This is a genomic window from Sphaerothrix gracilis Ecp01 (assembly GCF_030405905.1).
Lineage (GTDB): Bacteria > Cyanobacteriota > Cyanobacteriia > Phormidesmidales > Phormidesmidaceae > Sphaerothrix > Sphaerothrix gracilis.
In genome coordinates this window covers 1-13987 of the sequence record NZ_JASATW010000042.1, presented here as the reverse complement: position 1 = coordinate 13987, position 13987 = coordinate 1, and the positions used below count along the sequence as shown (strand labels likewise).

The window sequence follows — 13987 nt, the reverse complement described above, 5'->3', positions numbered from 1 at the left end:
GTACCCTGTTAGATACAGATGGGTTTTCACAGTTTAACCATGAGGCCAACTGACCTGAAACAATGGATTGTCTCAGACCCACACATAATGATGGGTAAGCCTGTTGTTAAAGGAACTCGTATAACCGTTGAAACGTTGTTAGAGAAGCTAGCAGCAGGTGAGCAGCCAGAACAAATTTTGTCAGCTCATCGTTGCCTCAAATAGCTATTCAAGCAGCTTTAGCGTTCGCAGTAGAAGCACTGCGAGCCGATGTCATTTATCCCACCGCTGAGTTCGCTCCATGAAACTCGTCGCCGATGAAAATATTGATGCGCAGATTAGCGTCCCCATTCTTTATCTGTCATCGCGAACCAATCAGTATCCCTATTCTTGCCCCGAATGATCATGTGTTGACGAAAGCGGCCTTCATAAAGAAATCCCATTCTTGCGGCTGTTGTCCGACTGGCGTGATTGAGGACATCGCATTTCTGTTCAGCTCTACGATATGAGTGATTATCAAGGAGATATTGAAGTAATAGAAACTGTGACTCTGTGTTGACTTTACTTTTGTGAACAGTCGGACTAAACCAAACATGACCAATTTCTGCTCGTCCATGATCTGGAACAATCGTCAACAAACCGACAATGCCTACCTGAGTGTTGCTTAAGTTTTCAAAGACCGTCCAGACTAATGGATCTGACTTCCCAATCATCTTTCTATTCATCCATTCCTGCATGGCAGAGGAACTTTTAAACGGACCATAGAATAAATATCTCCACACCGCTTCCTTTTCAGGCTTACCATGCGAACATGAATAGAGTTCACCGACATCTCTTTCTGGGATTAGGGGCTTTAACGTAACAAATTTGCCATTAAGTTGGATATGTTCAGGAGATTGCCAACTTTGTTTCTGCATAATCTTTTATCCTTCATGTCAAAAGCAGGATGAGACATGAAGAGGAAATCGGTCTCCTAATCTACCACTCCTGAGTTTTTGCGACAGAACCGCTGAGCCAGCCCTCCACGATATCTTCTGATAGCCAGAAAGTCAGACTGCCACGCTGCTTGAGACCAGCGTTATACTCAGACCAGTTACGGGTGCGGTAGCTCATGGACCCTCGGTTTTGGGTGATACTTAAGCCTTAGTCCATCTCCGGTCCGTAACCTTTTCATGCAACAACGCCGTGGCAAACTAACAAATTCTGAAAATTTTTTCAGTTTGGATTCAGAGAGTGACGCAATCCGCTTGCAATGTTAGAAACTGTCAACCCGCGTTATGGCATTAGAACTATGCAACCTCCTCCCCCTCTTCCAAAAATTGTGGTTGTTGGCGCTGGCTTTGGCGGTATGCAAACGGCTCAATCTCTTGCAAATGGCCAGGCTGATGTATTGCTAGTTGATCGCAACAACTACAACACATTCGTACCGTTACTCTATCAAGTAGCTGCAGCTCAGATTGAACCTGAAAGCATTGCCTATCCTACACGAACGGTACTCCGCAACGCATCACGTACCCATTTTCTAATGGCAGACGTTCAGCAGATTGACTTTGAACGCCAGGTTATCAAAACTGAGGAGACTACAATTACTTATGATTATTTGGTTCTAGCTACTGGCAGTCAGACTCAGTTCATGAATTTGCCGGGTGTTGCAGACTATGCTTTTCCCTTGCGAACATTAGAGCAGGCTGTTGTACTCCGGAATCACATCTTAAACCAGTTTGAGCAGGCTACCCGAGAGCCAGATCCAAAACGACGACAGCAGCTACTGACCTTCGTAATTGTGGGAGGTGGTCCAACGGGGGTCGAGATGGCTGGTACGCTAGTTGAATTGCAAAGGGCAGTTAAGCACGATTATCCTAACCTGAACTGGCAGGAGATGGAGATTGTGCTAGTGCAGTCCGGCGACAACTTGTTGGCCAATCTGCCAGAGCGTCTCGGACGCTACACTACCCGAAAGCTGCGTCAGCTTGGAGTAAAAGTGCATTTTCGTACGCGGGTGAGTCAGGTCACATCGCAAGAGGTAGGGTTCACAGACGGCTCCACGCTGCTAACCGAAACAGTTATCTGGGCGGCGGGACTCGAAGCGCAAATGCCCGCAGCGACAACTACGCCTCAGACTACTCGCAAGCAAAAGTTGAAGGTGAGACCAACGCTACAACTCAGTGATTATGACAATGTGTATGCTATTGGCGATTTGGCCCATGTAGAACATCAGGGCAAGCCGCTGACCGGGGTTGCTCCCGAAGCCTTACAGCAAGGTGTTGCCGTAGCGCGAAACATTCACCGGCAGCTACAGGGGAGATTGCCCAAACCGTTTAACTATTTTAATAAGGGACGCTTGGCAATTATTGGCGGCTATGCAGGAGTAGGAAAAATTGGCCCTTTCTTGTTAACCGGATTTTTGCCCTGGCTGATGTGGCTGAGCGTTCATCTGATATATCTGCCAGGTCTACGCAATCGATTGACGGTATTACTCAACTGGTTACACGGCTATGTTCGCGGCGATCGTGCCATTCGTTTAATCTTATCGCCTTGGACTGTGCCTTCCCGCTCTGGGCCTACCCAGCCCACACGAGCTTTAATCTTTTCTCAATCCACCCGCCAGATGTAGCACGAAAGATAGTTCCGTAGGGCTTTTAACGCTGGCTGCTGAACTTTTCTCGCCGACAACTTATCTGAAGAAACTTATCTGAAGAATTTATCTCGTTACCATTAAAACTGAGGAAAACTCCCATGATTATTCAGAAATACGTTCCGCTTTTGGCTCGTACAGCGATCGCCGTCGTTTTTCTCCATAGCGGCGCTGGCAAACTGATGGATTTTTCTGGCACCCATCAGCAAATTGCTGGAGCAGGTCTGCCTTTGGCACTGTTGGTGACTGTATCGACCATCGCTTTTCTCTTTTTAGGCAGCCTTTCACTGATTATGGGCTACAAAGCTCGCCTTGGCGCTGGCTTGTTGATTGTGTTCCTGGCACCAGCCACTTTGGTCTTTCACAATCCGCTGGTAGATCCGACTCAGATGATCCAATTTCTGAAAAATTTAGCCATCATCGGTGGTCTGCTGATGGTAATTGCCTATGGAGCCGGCCCTATAAGCCTGGATCGTCGCGTGAGCGCTGCTTCGCAGTCCTATTCTAAGGAATCGGTTTAATGAAACAGACTTTTGACTGGTTTATCTCCTTTCGGAATATTCGGACTCGTCTTCTGGCATGGTACTTTCTGCTAGCCGTTTCCACTACGGGCGTAGCCATCTGGGTGACCCGACAAATCTACTGCGATCGCCTATACCAGCAAGCTGAATCTGCTTTAGTCGAGGAAGTGTCACGGTTCCAGCGCTCTGCAGAGCCCTTAATTGTCCGGCGTCCTACTGAGCAAGCAGTTACTGACCTTTTTGATCAGGTTTTAGCCGATCATGTCCCGGCTGAGAATGAATGGATTATCACCTTTGTTGACGGCCAGTTTTATCGCTCTAGCCGTCCCCTGCCAGCGTGGCTAAGACAGAAGCCGGAACTAATGACCGATTGGGCTTCTCTAGAAACTCAGCAGCGCCAGCGCCTGGTAGATAGTCCCCAAAATATTGCCTATGCGGTAGCCGATCCTTTAATCGTTGGCAACAAAGCTGTGGGCGTGTTTGTGGCGCTTGCCGATAGAACTGTGGCCTACCAGTCTGGAACCAGCGCGATCCGGTTGGTGCTTAAGGTCTCCGTGGCAGTATTGAGCGGCTTTTTCATCATTGCTTGGATTACAGCGGGACAGTTGCTCAAACCGCTGCGGTTGATGAATCAAACGGCCCGACAAATTACTGAATCTGACATGGGCCAGCGCATACCCGTTCAGGGAACCGATGAAATCACGGCGATGACAGTGACGTTCAATGACATGCTGGATCGGCTACAGGCCGCTTTTGACGGTCAGCAGGAGTTTCTCAAAGATGTCAGTCATGAGCTGCGCACACCCATTACCGTAATTCAGGGGCAGCTAGAGATGCTGGCCTACCGCCCCGAGAAACAGCCCGAAACTATTGCCCTGATTACTAATGAACTTCAGCAGATGAACCGCCTGGTCAACGACCTGCTGCTGCTGACTAAAGCTGAACGGCCTGATTTTCTGATTCTCCAGCCTGAAGATTTAGACTGGCTGACTGAGGAGCTATACCTCAAAGCGCGATCGCTGACGCCAGAGCGCGACTGGCGATTGGAAGCAAAAGGGCTATATCCAGCCACACTAGATCGTCAACGATTTTCTCAAGCGGTGATGAATCTGGTACAAAACGCCGTGCGTCATACTCAAGCCGGAGAGACCATTGCCCTAGGTTCTGCGGTTGATGGCAATCAGCTGCGATTTTGGGTGCGAGATACGGGCGAGGGCATTGCGGTAGCTGACCAAGTTCGCATATTCGAGCGCTTTACCCGAGCAACCACTAATAACCAACAGTTTGAAGGTGCAGGACTGGGGCTATCGATTGTTAACGCCATTGTTCAAGCCCATGGCGGACGGGTAGAGCTTTCTAGCCAGACTGGGCAGGGAGCTACCTTCACGTTGGTGATGCCTTTGGAAACATCGGTAAAGCAAGCAGAAACAACAGGTTATGAATCGAATTCTCATCGCCGAGGACAATCCTCATATCGTCGATTTTCTGCGAGCGGGTCTCAAGGCTCACGGGTTCACTACTCTAGTCGCTGAAAATGGTTACCAAGCCTCCCAACTAGCTAGTAGCGGAGACTTTGATTTAATGATCTTAGATTTGGGATTGCCGGACAAAGATGGCCTAGCGGTGCTAAGAGAACTCCGAGGTCAGGGTGACTGCTTACCCGTAATTGTCTTGACGGCTCGAGAAGGCGTTGACGACACGGTAACAGCCTTAGGCGGAGGGGCCAACGACTATGTCACTAAGCCCTTTCGCTTTGAGGAACTGCTTGCGCGCATCCGGGTTCAGTTGCGCGATCGCTACACCCATGCCCAACCGCAATCCGAAACCCGTCTCAAAGTTGGTGATTTAACGCTTGATCTGCTCACACGTCAGGTTTGGGTTGACAGCCAGGCTGTTGATCTCTCAGCCCGCGAATTTACCCTAGCTGAGGTTTTTCTGAGACACCCTATGCAGGTAATGAGTAAAGAGCAGTTGCTTAACCGAGTCTGGGGCTATGACTACGATCCTGGCTCCAACATTATCGAAGTCTACGTCAAGCACCTGCGCCGAAAGCTGGGCAAAGGTTACATTGAAACTGTCAGAGGGATGGGCTATCGCTTTCGCAGCCAGCCCTAAGCGCTGCTATCGATAACTGACACCGCCTCTGCCAGCTTCCCCTCAAGCCCTTCAAACTATGAGGATTAATCAATGAGTAACTTAGGTGCAATTAATATAAAACGTTCTAACGCATACCCTCCTGCTGCACTACGGGCTTCCATACCGTCAATCACGGCCATCGCCAGGTCATATTCGTTGTCCAACATCTGACCGGCAATTTCGTGACTGAGCTGTCGCCACTGCGTCTCAATCGGATTCATCTCCGAGCAATAAGCCGGTAGAAAGAAAATGAACAACCCCTGTTCCTGCCACCGAGCCCCCTGTTGCTGTACCAAGCGACTGGTATGAAGTAATTCATTATCCTGTTCTCAAGAATTCGCTCTTCTTCACCAGCAGTCTCTTTGTCAAGAAAGCTCAGCGCGTTGAAGCCTCAGCGTCAGTGATGGCTTTAACCCTGATGATCTACACTCTAGCTGAGCGTAAGCTGCACCAGGGACTCAACGCTCAACAGCAGCGCGTGCGCGGCCAGAAGCGACAGCCCACGGCTAGGCTTACTTTTAGATGGATTATGCAGAGGCTTCAGGGCATTTATCTGGTGCAAATTTACTGAGCCAGATACATTAGTAATCTTACCGATGAGCGCTGTCAAATTATTCGTTTTTTCGGTCCGCTCGCTGAGAGCTGCTAGGCGTCTTCTTAACTATTTAGTAACCTGCAGAATGTTGGTCAAATAGAGCCTCTGTTATTATTCTTTCTCGTTAAGAGCGTATTTGCTGACTTTTTTTTCAGATTCTATTCAGCATGATTTCTCAATTCGTTGCAATGCTAGAAATCATAAAGTATCAGAGCAAATTCCTTAAATAACTAAAAACATGTCGCACTTTGTAACTTCGTTCGTAACTACTCTAATCGCTCTTTCTACAGCATCTATCTCTGCAGCTTTTGCTCTTTCTGACTACGCTGAAATTGGTCACCAAAATTTAGAGCACTCCAGCGCTCCTAGACAGCTAACTACTGATACAAACAGTTTCAGTAAAGGTTGGTCAGACTCAGGTGAGCCTTGGTACGAAAAGTTAGAACTACTTAATCAACATGAGGATATAGATAGTGCTCGCCAAGACCGGACCGATGAAACTCTCAATCAGCTAGTTGACCAGCCAGATCAGGCAGCGCACTCTGAGCTCTTCTACGATGAAGATCGTATCAACCTGCGTAAACTGCGCCGCGAAAACTTAAACAAGTAAGGAAAATTCGGCGTTGCTGATTTCTGGGATGAAGCAGATTTTCAAGAGTCTAGCGTTGCTGGGTTCTGCAAATCTGTTCATCCCTCATTTCAGCAACGCCCTATCGACCACTGATGCTTGATTTCAGCTTTGCCAAAGGTAACATAAACCAGAACGTGGTGCCGTGATTAGGTTCACTTTCGACTCCAATTTGGCCACCATGCGCTTCGATGATTTGTCGACAGATGTAGAGGCCCAAGCCTAAGTGCAAGGGCTGTCGGTGGTTGATACCGCGACTGTAGCGATCGAAGATGCGATGATTGAGAGAAATCGAGGTGATGTCTTTGGCGTCTGGGTTGCATTGAGCGTGATATCCAGTCCGGGGCGGTTGTACTGTAAGGCATTGGTGATGAGGTTGTCGTAGACGCGCCGAATCTGTAATGGATCAACCATTGCGAGGGGCAGGTCAGTCGCAATAAGGACTTGAGTGGTGCCGTGCATCTGATTTAATATGGGTTGCAAATCGAGGATAGTGCTATCCACCAACTGCCGCAGGGCGATCGCCTCTCGATGCAGTGCGATGCCGCCCATGTCTTGGCTATGGGCTTCCAGCAACGAATTGATCAGCTTGAGTTGTCGTTCTTGACCTGCAATCATTTGGTCAACGACAGCCTGATCCATCCAGACTTTGCCCTCGTGGGCAGACAAGGTTTTGAGCAGCATCAAAGTGCCCGTAACGGGATTTCGCAGATCGTGAGAGACCGCATGGAGAAAAAGTTGCAAATGTTGGCGCAGGTCAAACTCGCGGATGAGGAGGCGTTCGTAGAGAAAGATACCGAAGTCAGCTACACCAAACATACAGGCCATGACGACGGTGAAGAGGACAAAAACGGGCAGCTGCATACCCTCCGGCAGTCCCAGAAAGTCAAAGCGGAACAGCAAAAACGAGATGCTGATCAGCCCCATCAGGCTGGCCTGAGAAATCAAGTGCCAGGACCAATGCACGGGGATGAGGACCGCTTGCAGTAGAAAGAAAATCGTCCAGCCCCCCAGATCGAGCATGGTATCGCCCACGACCATATGCTGGAGCTGAGGCACTATCAGCACAGCTCAGCTCCTGAATACCCCCAGAAAACCCAGCGAGTAAAGGCAGGCGATCGCACGCGATGCAGCAGCAACAGGTTAAGCGACAGTCCCAAAAACTGCGAGACGACCAAACATATCAAAAAGACAGGGCCGTATTCCGCTAGCATTGGGTCGTGAGAGACCTGTGTGGATGCAGCACAAGGCCAACTGTAAGATCTGATTATTGAGCAGCGAAACTCTTTTAATGAGGAGGGAGTGTGAGTAAGATTAACCTCAAGCTTTTTGTTGACAAGCAATTCACAAGCCCTTACGCCATGTCGGCCTTTGTGACACTTCTTGAAAAGGGCATTCCATTTGATACTGAAAAGATTGATCTTGATGCCAACCAAAACCTAACTTCGCCTTACTGCGACCATTCACTGACGGCAAGAGTTCCTACTCTTAATCATGATGGTTTTTTCCTTTCAGAATCAACTGCGGTTATTGAATACCTCGAAGAGGAATTTCCTGAGCCTAACTATCGATCTGTATTTCCCCAAAATAGAGCCGATCGTGCTAGAGCAAGACAGATTCAGGCGTGGCTCCGTAGCGATTTAATGCCTATCCGAGAGGAACGAACGACTGAGGTAATTTTCTTCAAGCCAACGTCTGCCCCTTTTTCTAAGTCTGGTCGTAAAGCAGTGGCAAAGTTAATTCGCGTGGCTGATAGCTTGCTGAATAGCAAAAACCTAAACCTGTTTGATGATTGGTGCATTGCAGATACCGACTTAGCGCTGATGCTAAATCGTCTGGTTCTCAATGGTGATGAACTTCCAGAGAAACTCAAGAACTATGCAGATTTTCAGTGGCAACGTCCCTCTGTCCAACAGTGGGTGCAACAGGAGCGAAAATAAATCAGGTAGCGGTCTAACAATCCGCTTGCACGCCGACCGTATCAGTCTCTCCATTGAGTCCGAGAGGTTGTTGGCGGCGGGTGAAGCGGGTCGTTGTGCCGCTTAGTTCTCGTCTTAGACGGTACTTAATAGCTACTTGAGAGAAGCACTTGTACTAAAATCCAAAATGTTCCTGCTTGAGTTGAGGAATGAATGCAAAGAAGCTGAACAAAGAGGATTGGTTAACTAAAGCCGCTATTAAAGAGCGCGGTTGGACTGATGGTGCAATTAAGAGGTTTTTAGGGCCGCCTGAAGAAACTCGGAAAAATCCCCATCATCTTTCAGGCCCTCCAATGCAGTTGTGGCGTGTGATAACAGTTAATGAGGTAGAGGAAAATCCAGAATTTATAGCATGGAAGACTAAGCACGATCATCGCCGCGAAGACTTTAGCAAGCGTGCCATAAAACAGCATCAACAAAGGCGATCATTGCTGATAGAGTGGGTTGATTCACTGGCAGTTGAAGTCCCGAAATATTCAGAAACTCAGCTTTTTAGATTTTCAATTGATAACTATAATGATCTCTGGTCAAATCGGGAAGAATATGAAAAGCTAATACATCAAGATTTTAGAGAACTTGATCCTGAGTTCTTGCACAGAATTACTATTAATGTATTGCTTCATGCGCTTTCCAATTATGAGTATCATCTAGCTCAAGTAGAAGGGCTTACGGGAGCATCAGAAGCCAGAAATAAATTAAAAAGAAAAGTTCTTACATCAATCCATGAAGCTTATCCAGATGTAACTTATCAGGGACTTTGGGATTGGATAGATTCAACGCTTGCTGAGTCAGATAATGAAACAAAGCACTCTCAAATCGTTACTGCTATCACAAATTTATCTAAACAACTTGCTCGTCTTGTTGCGAATGATCCCCAAGGGCTTGAAGATTTAGAATGGCGAGATATGGAAAGAATGCTTGCGGCAGTCTTTCAAGGTTTAGGTTTTGATGTAACTCTCACGCCTTCAAGTAAAGATGGTGGTAAAGATTTAGTCTTAGAATGCATTGTTCAAGGTGATAAGCAGAGCTATGTTGTAGAAATTAAGCACTGGCGTTCAGGGCAGCGTGTCGGCAAGCGATATATTAGCGATTTTGTTAGTGTTGTTGCGCGTGAAAATCGAGATGGGGGACTATATTTAGCAACTTATGGATACAGCGGTGATGCTCTTGAAGCTTTAACAGAAGTTGATCGGCAATCAATAAAGTTAGGAGTAGACAAAAAGATAATTTCTCTGTGCCGAACATACATAAAAGCGGAATCTGGGATTTGGTTAGCTCCGTCAGTACTTTCTGATTTACTATTCCAGGATGTACTGTGAAAACCGCAACACAACAACCCCAACGCAGCGGACGGGCGAGAGACGCTGGTGCTGAGTACGAGGTGACCTGCCTCCTGGTCGGGAACGTTAATCCTATTTGAAAGTTGCTGGAGCCGTCGCCAATCAGCTTTTATGCTAACCTCTACATGATTCTTAATTAAACACGAGTTTCTCCCGTCAGCATCGGCGGTAGCAAAAATGTTATATCCATCTACACTATCGGCTGAGCCCTGCGTAACGACCTTCGATGAGTTTGTGCAGTTGGCGGATTATTCTCTGATGGACACCTTAAATGCCGACCCTGATGCCACGATCGATGGTGATGATCACCGTCCCCGGCAGGTTTTTTCGGGTCATTTCGTCCCTGTGACCCCTACCCCGCTTCCAGAACCAGAATATGTCGCCCATAGCAGCACTTTCTTTAAGGAACTTGGGTTGAGCGATGAGCTGGCATTTAATCAACAATTTCGCCAGGTATTTTCGGGTGATCTCTCTGCTGCGCCTGAGCCAATGCGAAAGGTTGGCTGGGCAACGGGGTATGCCTTGTCGATTTATGGCACCGAGTATATCCAAAATTGTCCATTTGGTACGGGGAATGGTTATGGCGATGGTCGGGCAATATCTGTGTTTGAAGGAATCATTAATGGCCAGCGCTGGGAAATGCAATTGAAAGGGGGTGGTCCCACACCTTATTGCCGGGGTGCCGACGGGCGCGCAGTACTGCGTTCAAGTGTGCGTGAGTTTCTAGCGCAAGACTATATGCACGCTTTAGGGGTGCCCACATCACGATCTTTGACCCTGTATGTGTCTAAATCTGAGACTGTGACCCGGCCTTGGTATTCTCAAGACTCCTGCTCGCTTGACCCGGATGTTTTGGTAGACGATCCTGTAGCCATTTCAACCCGCGTTGCTCCCTCCTTTTTGCGCGTGGGTCAGCTAGAGTTATTTGCTCGCCGCGCTGGCAGCAACGCTCATCCAAGAGCATCAGAAGAGTTGCGCATGATTGTGTCCCATTTAATTGAGCGAGAATACAAAAGCGACATTAATTCAACCCTTGGTTTTGCAGATCAATTAGTTGAGTTGGCCAAGCACTTTCGCCAGCGTCTTACTTCACTGGTGGCCAGCTGGCTACGGGTTGGTTACTGCCAGGGTAATTTCAACAGTGACAACTGCGCCGCTGGTGGCTTTACCCTCGACTATGGCCCTTTTGGATTTTGTGAAATTTTTGACCCTTGGTTTCAACCTTGGACTGGCGGCGGCGAACACTTTGCATTTTTCAATCAGCCCATCGCAGCAGAAGCGAATTATTATATGTTTTGGAAAGCTGTGAGGCCACTACTGGCAGAAGATACTGACGCTTTAGAACAGTTCGATCAAGTAGGCCGTGGCTTTACAGAAGCCATGCAACAACAACTCCAAAAAATGTGGGCGACCAAACTTGGCTTGACTGAATTTAACCCAGAGCTATTCAAGAAATTGATGCAGTTAATGACCCACTCAGATGTGGATTACACCATTTTCTTCCGCGAGCTATCCCACATACCAGAGGATGTCTCAGCCTTGACAAAGAGCTTCTATGGTAAAACGTCACAACAGTTCGAGGAGCAATGGCAATCTTGGCTAAAAAGCTGGCGCGGCCTCATTAACGACGGCACTTTGGCTGAGATATCAACCAAGATGAAACAGACTAACCCGAAATACACCTGGCGAGAGTGGTTGATTGTCCCGGCCTATCAACAAGCCATACAGGGTAACTACACGTTAGTTAACGAACTGCAAGCAGTCCTGAGCCATCCCTATGATGAGCAATCACAAAACGTAGAAGATAAATACTATCGTCTAAGACCTAGCGCATTTTCTGACGTTGGGGGAGTGTCGCACTATAGCTGTTCATCTTGATGACGACGCGGCGATCGCTGCGGGCCAGTCTTTGAGCATCGCTGACCTGATTCAGCAACGCTAAATGGCTCGACAATAGCGTGACTTTGCCATAGCCGATGATATTCGCGATTGGCTGCAGCGGTGGGGATTGCGGTGGTTGACCAACCGGATGGCACAGTCCGCTGGCATCGACAGTGAAGCAGCGCGATTTGGAATAAATTCAAGTTCGAGCTTTACATTCGCCCATTTATATGCATAATGCATACATATTTAGAATCAAGCATCGACTCACAAACTTGCTCTATGGATGACGAAAGAACAGTAAATCTTTTGGGGGCACTAGCAATCAGTATTGTGGATGCGCTGAATTCAGTTGTTGAAGTCAACGCCGGGCACGGTGGAGAAACCCCTGCTGCCCTTGTAACTTTAGGCGCTGATCCAGGTCTCTCGATCAACGCCCTACGCCAGATTCTTAATCTCTCTCATCCAGGAACCGTTCGGCTGATTGATCGGCTGGAATCTCAAGGTCTTGTTGAACGCAGACCTGGGACAGATGGTCGCACACTCGCTCTATTTCTGACAGAAGCGGGACATGAGCGCCGGCAAGCCATTCTGAGCGAGCGCCGACGTCAGTTGCGACTTGCCATGAGCGTATTGACACAGAGCGATCGCAAACAGCTCACAAAGCTGCTGGAAAAGATGCTCGCAGCAATGACGACTAGTGAGTTACGCAGTTTCATGATTTGTCGGCTTTGTGAGGAGGAAGTGTGTCCAACTGATCACTGCCCTGTCGAACAGAAATATCGCCAATTGCTGGAACCATGAATAAAATTATTATTGCGCTGAGTTATGCCTTTTGCTGGGGAGTAGGGGTAACGCTTACCAAAATCGCCCTTTCAGAGATTACAGCCACAACACTACTGATAATTCAACTCCTCTCCAGTGTTCTATTCCTTGCTACAGTTCATTACCTGAAGGAGCGTCGACTTCCATTCTCCTGGCAACGACTCAAACAGGGTTTCGCTGGGATCTTCGAACCAGCTTTAGCTTATATGTTTGGGATCTTTGGTGTAAAGATGACGACAGTAAGCAACGCCACCTTAATTGCTTCCACTGAAGTTATTCTGACCATTCTATTTGCTGCCGCTTTCTTAGGGGAGAAACTGACGCGAGCAAAATTCCTGCTAGCTGGGATTAGTTTTGTGGGAGTGTCTCTGTTGATGTTGAAAGATGCTCAGGGTGCGAATCATTCTTCTCTTATTGGCGATTCACTCGTTCTTCTCGGCACTCTGTTCGCGGTATTTTATGTTCTTTTTAGCAAAAAGCAGATTGTAACAGCGAACCCTTTACAATTAACTACATCACAGCAAACCGTTGGATTGATTACAACTGTACTGTGCTTTAGTGTTCTGTCAGTCCTCAGTCCAAGTTACGAAGTGAACGCAGCAAACATTTCGCTGCGATTTTGGTTGTTGGCAGTAGGTTCAGGAATTATGCAATATGCATTGGCGTTTTTGCTCTATCTTGTTGCATTGCAAAAACTACCCGTTAGTCAAGCTGCGTTTTATCTTGCTTTGATTCCTGTTTTTGGTGTAGCTAGTGCAGTTGCAATCATTGGGGAGCAGCCTAGCCTAACCCAATGGATCGGGGGTTTACTAGTCGTGGCAACTTCTTACTACGCCAACAGGTTAGAATCCGCCCAGGCGTAATGGGATGCTCGGATGAGTTGCAGCGATGGTCAAAGACCGACTGCGGCCATCGCCGCATAACAAGTTGATGACACGACTTGGCAAGTTACGAGCAGAGAAAAAAGCTGTTATGGCGATCGGCAATTCAAGCAGGCATCATCACCTCCAGAATTTGCTCAGTTGAGCGTCCCTGCTGAAGTAACCCTTGGGTCATCTCTAGCAGTTGATGCAGAGCTTCGCGTCCCAGAGTGTAAAGTCGCTGCCCTATCGTTTGCTGTTGGGGTTTTGCAAACTGCAACCGTTCTGATTTTTGCCCAGAACAAGTCGCCGTCTGCAAAATCGACTGCGCTACGCAACTTAAGCAGAAGTGGCGCTTGACCGCTTCCTCGTTACGTAGCTGAGCCGATTCAAAGCCGACCAACTGTTTGGCAAACTCATGAAAGGTCTCGACAGGCCAGCGATAACTCCAGGTGGCAAAGCTGCGAGCACTGTCCCAATGCAAGGCATCGGTCAACAAAAACCGAGGGGCGTCACTGAGCTCAGCGCTTTCGTGAACAATGACTAAGCGTTTGCGGCCATACTTCTTCAGTCGCACTACCTTGGTGAAGGCCCAAATCTGTCGCTGC

The 13987-nt window shown here is 48.0% G+C and carries 15 protein-coding genes and 4 pseudogenes; 12 read left to right on the top strand and 7 right to left on the bottom strand.

The annotated features are described in order from the left end of the window. The first annotated feature begins 18 nt into the window (after positions 1–18). Entirely contained in the window at positions 19–204 is a 186-nt protein-coding gene (locus QJQ48_RS28425) for a DUF433 domain-containing protein (RefSeq protein WP_428843093.1), read from the top strand. Positions 205–317: 113 nt separating this feature from the next. On the opposite strand, the gene QJQ48_RS25835 is transcribed toward QJQ48_RS28425, so the two are convergent. Together QJQ48_RS25835 and QJQ48_RS25830 are read right to left on the bottom strand one after the other, a co-directional pair. After that, the gene (locus tag QJQ48_RS25835; protein ID WP_346294129.1) at positions 318–896 is read right to left on the bottom strand and encodes a GNAT family N-acetyltransferase; all 579 of its coding nucleotides are present in this window, start codon (positions 894–896) and stop codon (positions 318–320) included. Between the two features lie 94 nt (positions 897–990). Beyond that, positions 991–1092, bottom strand: a pseudogene (locus tag QJQ48_RS25830) (IS5/IS1182 family transposase); the annotation flags it as partial. A gap of 178 nt (positions 1093–1270) precedes the next feature. On the opposite strand from QJQ48_RS25830, the gene QJQ48_RS25825 reads away from it, so the two are divergent. The 4 genes from QJQ48_RS25825 (at position 1271) to QJQ48_RS25810 (ending at position 5250) form a co-directional block, all read left to right on the top strand. After that, positions 1271–2593, top strand: coding sequence for an NAD(P)/FAD-dependent oxidoreductase (locus QJQ48_RS25825; RefSeq protein ID WP_346294128.1), 1323 nt, complete (start codon positions 1271–1273; stop codon positions 2591–2593). Between the two features lie 122 nt (positions 2594–2715). Continuing rightward, on the top strand, positions 2716–3135 hold the full coding sequence (locus QJQ48_RS25820) for a DoxX family protein (RefSeq protein ID WP_346294127.1): 420 nt from the start codon (positions 2716–2718) through the stop codon (positions 3133–3135). Next, positions 3135–4667 carry a sensor histidine kinase gene (locus tag QJQ48_RS25815; RefSeq protein WP_346294126.1) on the top strand — a complete coding sequence of 511 codons (1533 nt, stop codon included), beginning with the start codon at positions 3135–3137 and terminating at the stop codon, positions 4665–4667. Before QJQ48_RS25820 ends, QJQ48_RS25815 begins: the two co-directional genes overlap by 1 nt. Next, positions 4573–5250, top strand: a complete 678-nt coding sequence (locus tag QJQ48_RS25810) for a response regulator transcription factor (RefSeq protein ID WP_346294125.1) — start codon at positions 4573–4575, stop codon at positions 5248–5250. The genes QJQ48_RS25815 and QJQ48_RS25810 overlap by 95 nt, the downstream gene beginning before the upstream one ends. Before the next feature lie 65 nt (positions 5251–5315). Here QJQ48_RS25810 and QJQ48_RS25805 read toward each other — a convergent pair. Next, positions 5316–5582, bottom strand: a pseudogene (locus tag QJQ48_RS25805) (transposase); the annotation flags it as partial. 17 nt (positions 5583–5599) lie between these two features. On the opposite strand from QJQ48_RS25805, the pseudogene QJQ48_RS25800 reads away from it, so the two are divergent. Together QJQ48_RS25800 and QJQ48_RS25795 are read left to right on the top strand one after the other, a co-directional pair. Next, positions 5600–5920 (top strand): annotated as a pseudogene (locus tag QJQ48_RS25800) (hypothetical protein); the annotation flags it as partial. A gap of 184 nt (positions 5921–6104) precedes the next feature. After that, positions 6105–6476: a hypothetical protein gene (locus QJQ48_RS25795; RefSeq protein ID WP_346294124.1), complete on the top strand. Its 372-nt coding sequence runs from the start codon at positions 6105–6107 to the stop codon at positions 6474–6476. Positions 6477–6576: 100 nt separating this feature from the next. Here QJQ48_RS25795 and QJQ48_RS28420 read toward each other — a convergent pair whose 3' ends face one another. From QJQ48_RS28420 to QJQ48_RS25785, 3 genes are read right to left on the bottom strand one after another with little or no spacing between them, the layout of a single operon-like run. After that, positions 6577–6744 carry an ATP-binding protein gene (locus QJQ48_RS28420; protein WP_428843095.1) on the bottom strand — a complete coding sequence of 56 codons (168 nt, stop codon included), beginning with the start codon at positions 6742–6744 and terminating at the stop codon, positions 6577–6579. Next, positions 6717–7562: a sensor histidine kinase gene (locus QJQ48_RS25790; RefSeq protein WP_346294123.1), complete on the bottom strand. Its 846-nt coding sequence runs from the start codon at positions 7560–7562 to the stop codon at positions 6717–6719. Before QJQ48_RS25790 ends, QJQ48_RS28420 begins: the two co-directional genes overlap by 28 nt. Further along, positions 7556–7708, bottom strand: coding sequence for a hypothetical protein (locus tag QJQ48_RS25785; protein ID WP_346294122.1), 153 nt, complete (start codon positions 7706–7708; stop codon positions 7556–7558). Before QJQ48_RS25785 ends, QJQ48_RS25790 begins: the two co-directional genes overlap by 7 nt. A gap of 90 nt (positions 7709–7798) precedes the next feature. Here QJQ48_RS25785 and yfcF point away from each other — a divergent pair, with 90 nt between their 5' ends. The 5 genes from yfcF to QJQ48_RS25760 all read left to right on the top strand — a co-directional run bounded on the left by yfcF (position 7799) and on the right by QJQ48_RS25760 (position 13382). Continuing rightward, on the top strand, positions 7799–8434 hold the full coding sequence (yfcF, locus tag QJQ48_RS25780; RefSeq protein ID WP_346294121.1) for a glutathione transferase: 636 nt from the start codon (positions 7799–7801) through the stop codon (positions 8432–8434). A 188-nt stretch (positions 8435–8622) separates the two neighbouring features. After that, positions 8623–9792 (top strand): restriction endonuclease, encoded by a 1170-nt coding sequence (locus tag QJQ48_RS25775; protein WP_346294120.1) that lies wholly within the window; start codon positions 8623–8625, stop codon positions 9790–9792. Between the two features lie 198 nt (positions 9793–9990). Beyond that, the gene (locus tag QJQ48_RS25770; protein WP_346294119.1) at positions 9991–11691 is read left to right on the top strand and encodes a protein adenylyltransferase SelO; all 1701 of its coding nucleotides are present in this window, start codon (positions 9991–9993) and stop codon (positions 11689–11691) included. 285 nt (positions 11692–11976) lie between these two features. Then, on the top strand, positions 11977–12498 hold the full coding sequence (locus tag QJQ48_RS25765) for a MarR family winged helix-turn-helix transcriptional regulator (protein ID WP_346294118.1): 522 nt from the start codon (positions 11977–11979) through the stop codon (positions 12496–12498). Continuing rightward, on the top strand, positions 12495–13382 hold the full coding sequence (locus tag QJQ48_RS25760; RefSeq protein WP_346294117.1) for a DMT family transporter: 888 nt from the start codon (positions 12495–12497) through the stop codon (positions 13380–13382). Before QJQ48_RS25765 ends, QJQ48_RS25760 begins: the two co-directional genes overlap by 4 nt. A gap of 124 nt (positions 13383–13506) precedes the next feature. On the opposite strand, the pseudogene QJQ48_RS25755 reads toward QJQ48_RS25760, so the two are convergent. Further along, positions 13507–13987 (bottom strand): annotated as a pseudogene (locus QJQ48_RS25755) (IS701 family transposase); the annotation flags it as partial.

Excerpts from the sequence above, each read along its gene's own strand:
- QJQ48_RS28425 (WP_428843093.1), top strand. The coding sequence starts at position 19 with ATGGGTTTTCACAGTTTAACCATGAGGCCAACTGACCTGAAACAATGG.
- QJQ48_RS25785 (WP_346294122.1), bottom strand. The coding sequence starts at position 7,708 with ATGCTAGCGGAATACGGCCCTGTCTTTTTGATATGTTTGGTCGTCTCG.
- QJQ48_RS25770 (WP_346294119.1), top strand. The coding sequence starts at position 9,991 with ATGTTATATCCATCTACACTATCGGCTGAGCCCTGCGTAACGACCTTC.
- QJQ48_RS25820 (WP_346294127.1), top strand. The coding sequence starts at position 2,716 with ATGATTATTCAGAAATACGTTCCGCTTTTGGCTCGTACAGCGATCGCC.
- QJQ48_RS25795 (WP_346294124.1), top strand. The coding sequence starts at position 6,105 with ATGTCGCACTTTGTAACTTCGTTCGTAACTACTCTAATCGCTCTTTCT.
- QJQ48_RS25825 (WP_346294128.1), top strand. The coding sequence starts at position 1,271 with ATGCAACCTCCTCCCCCTCTTCCAAAAATTGTGGTTGTTGGCGCTGGC.
- QJQ48_RS25760 (WP_346294117.1), top strand. The coding sequence starts at position 12,495 with ATGAATAAAATTATTATTGCGCTGAGTTATGCCTTTTGCTGGGGAGTA.
- QJQ48_RS25835 (WP_346294129.1), bottom strand. The coding sequence starts at position 896 with ATGCAGAAACAAAGTTGGCAATCTCCTGAACATATCCAACTTAATGGC.
- QJQ48_RS25815 (WP_346294126.1), top strand. The coding sequence starts at position 3,135 with ATGAAACAGACTTTTGACTGGTTTATCTCCTTTCGGAATATTCGGACT.
- QJQ48_RS25775 (WP_346294120.1), top strand. The coding sequence starts at position 8,623 with ATGAATGCAAAGAAGCTGAACAAAGAGGATTGGTTAACTAAAGCCGCT.
- QJQ48_RS25765 (WP_346294118.1), top strand. The coding sequence starts at position 11,977 with ATGGATGACGAAAGAACAGTAAATCTTTTGGGGGCACTAGCAATCAGT.
- QJQ48_RS25810 (WP_346294125.1), top strand. The coding sequence starts at position 4,573 with ATGAATCGAATTCTCATCGCCGAGGACAATCCTCATATCGTCGATTTT.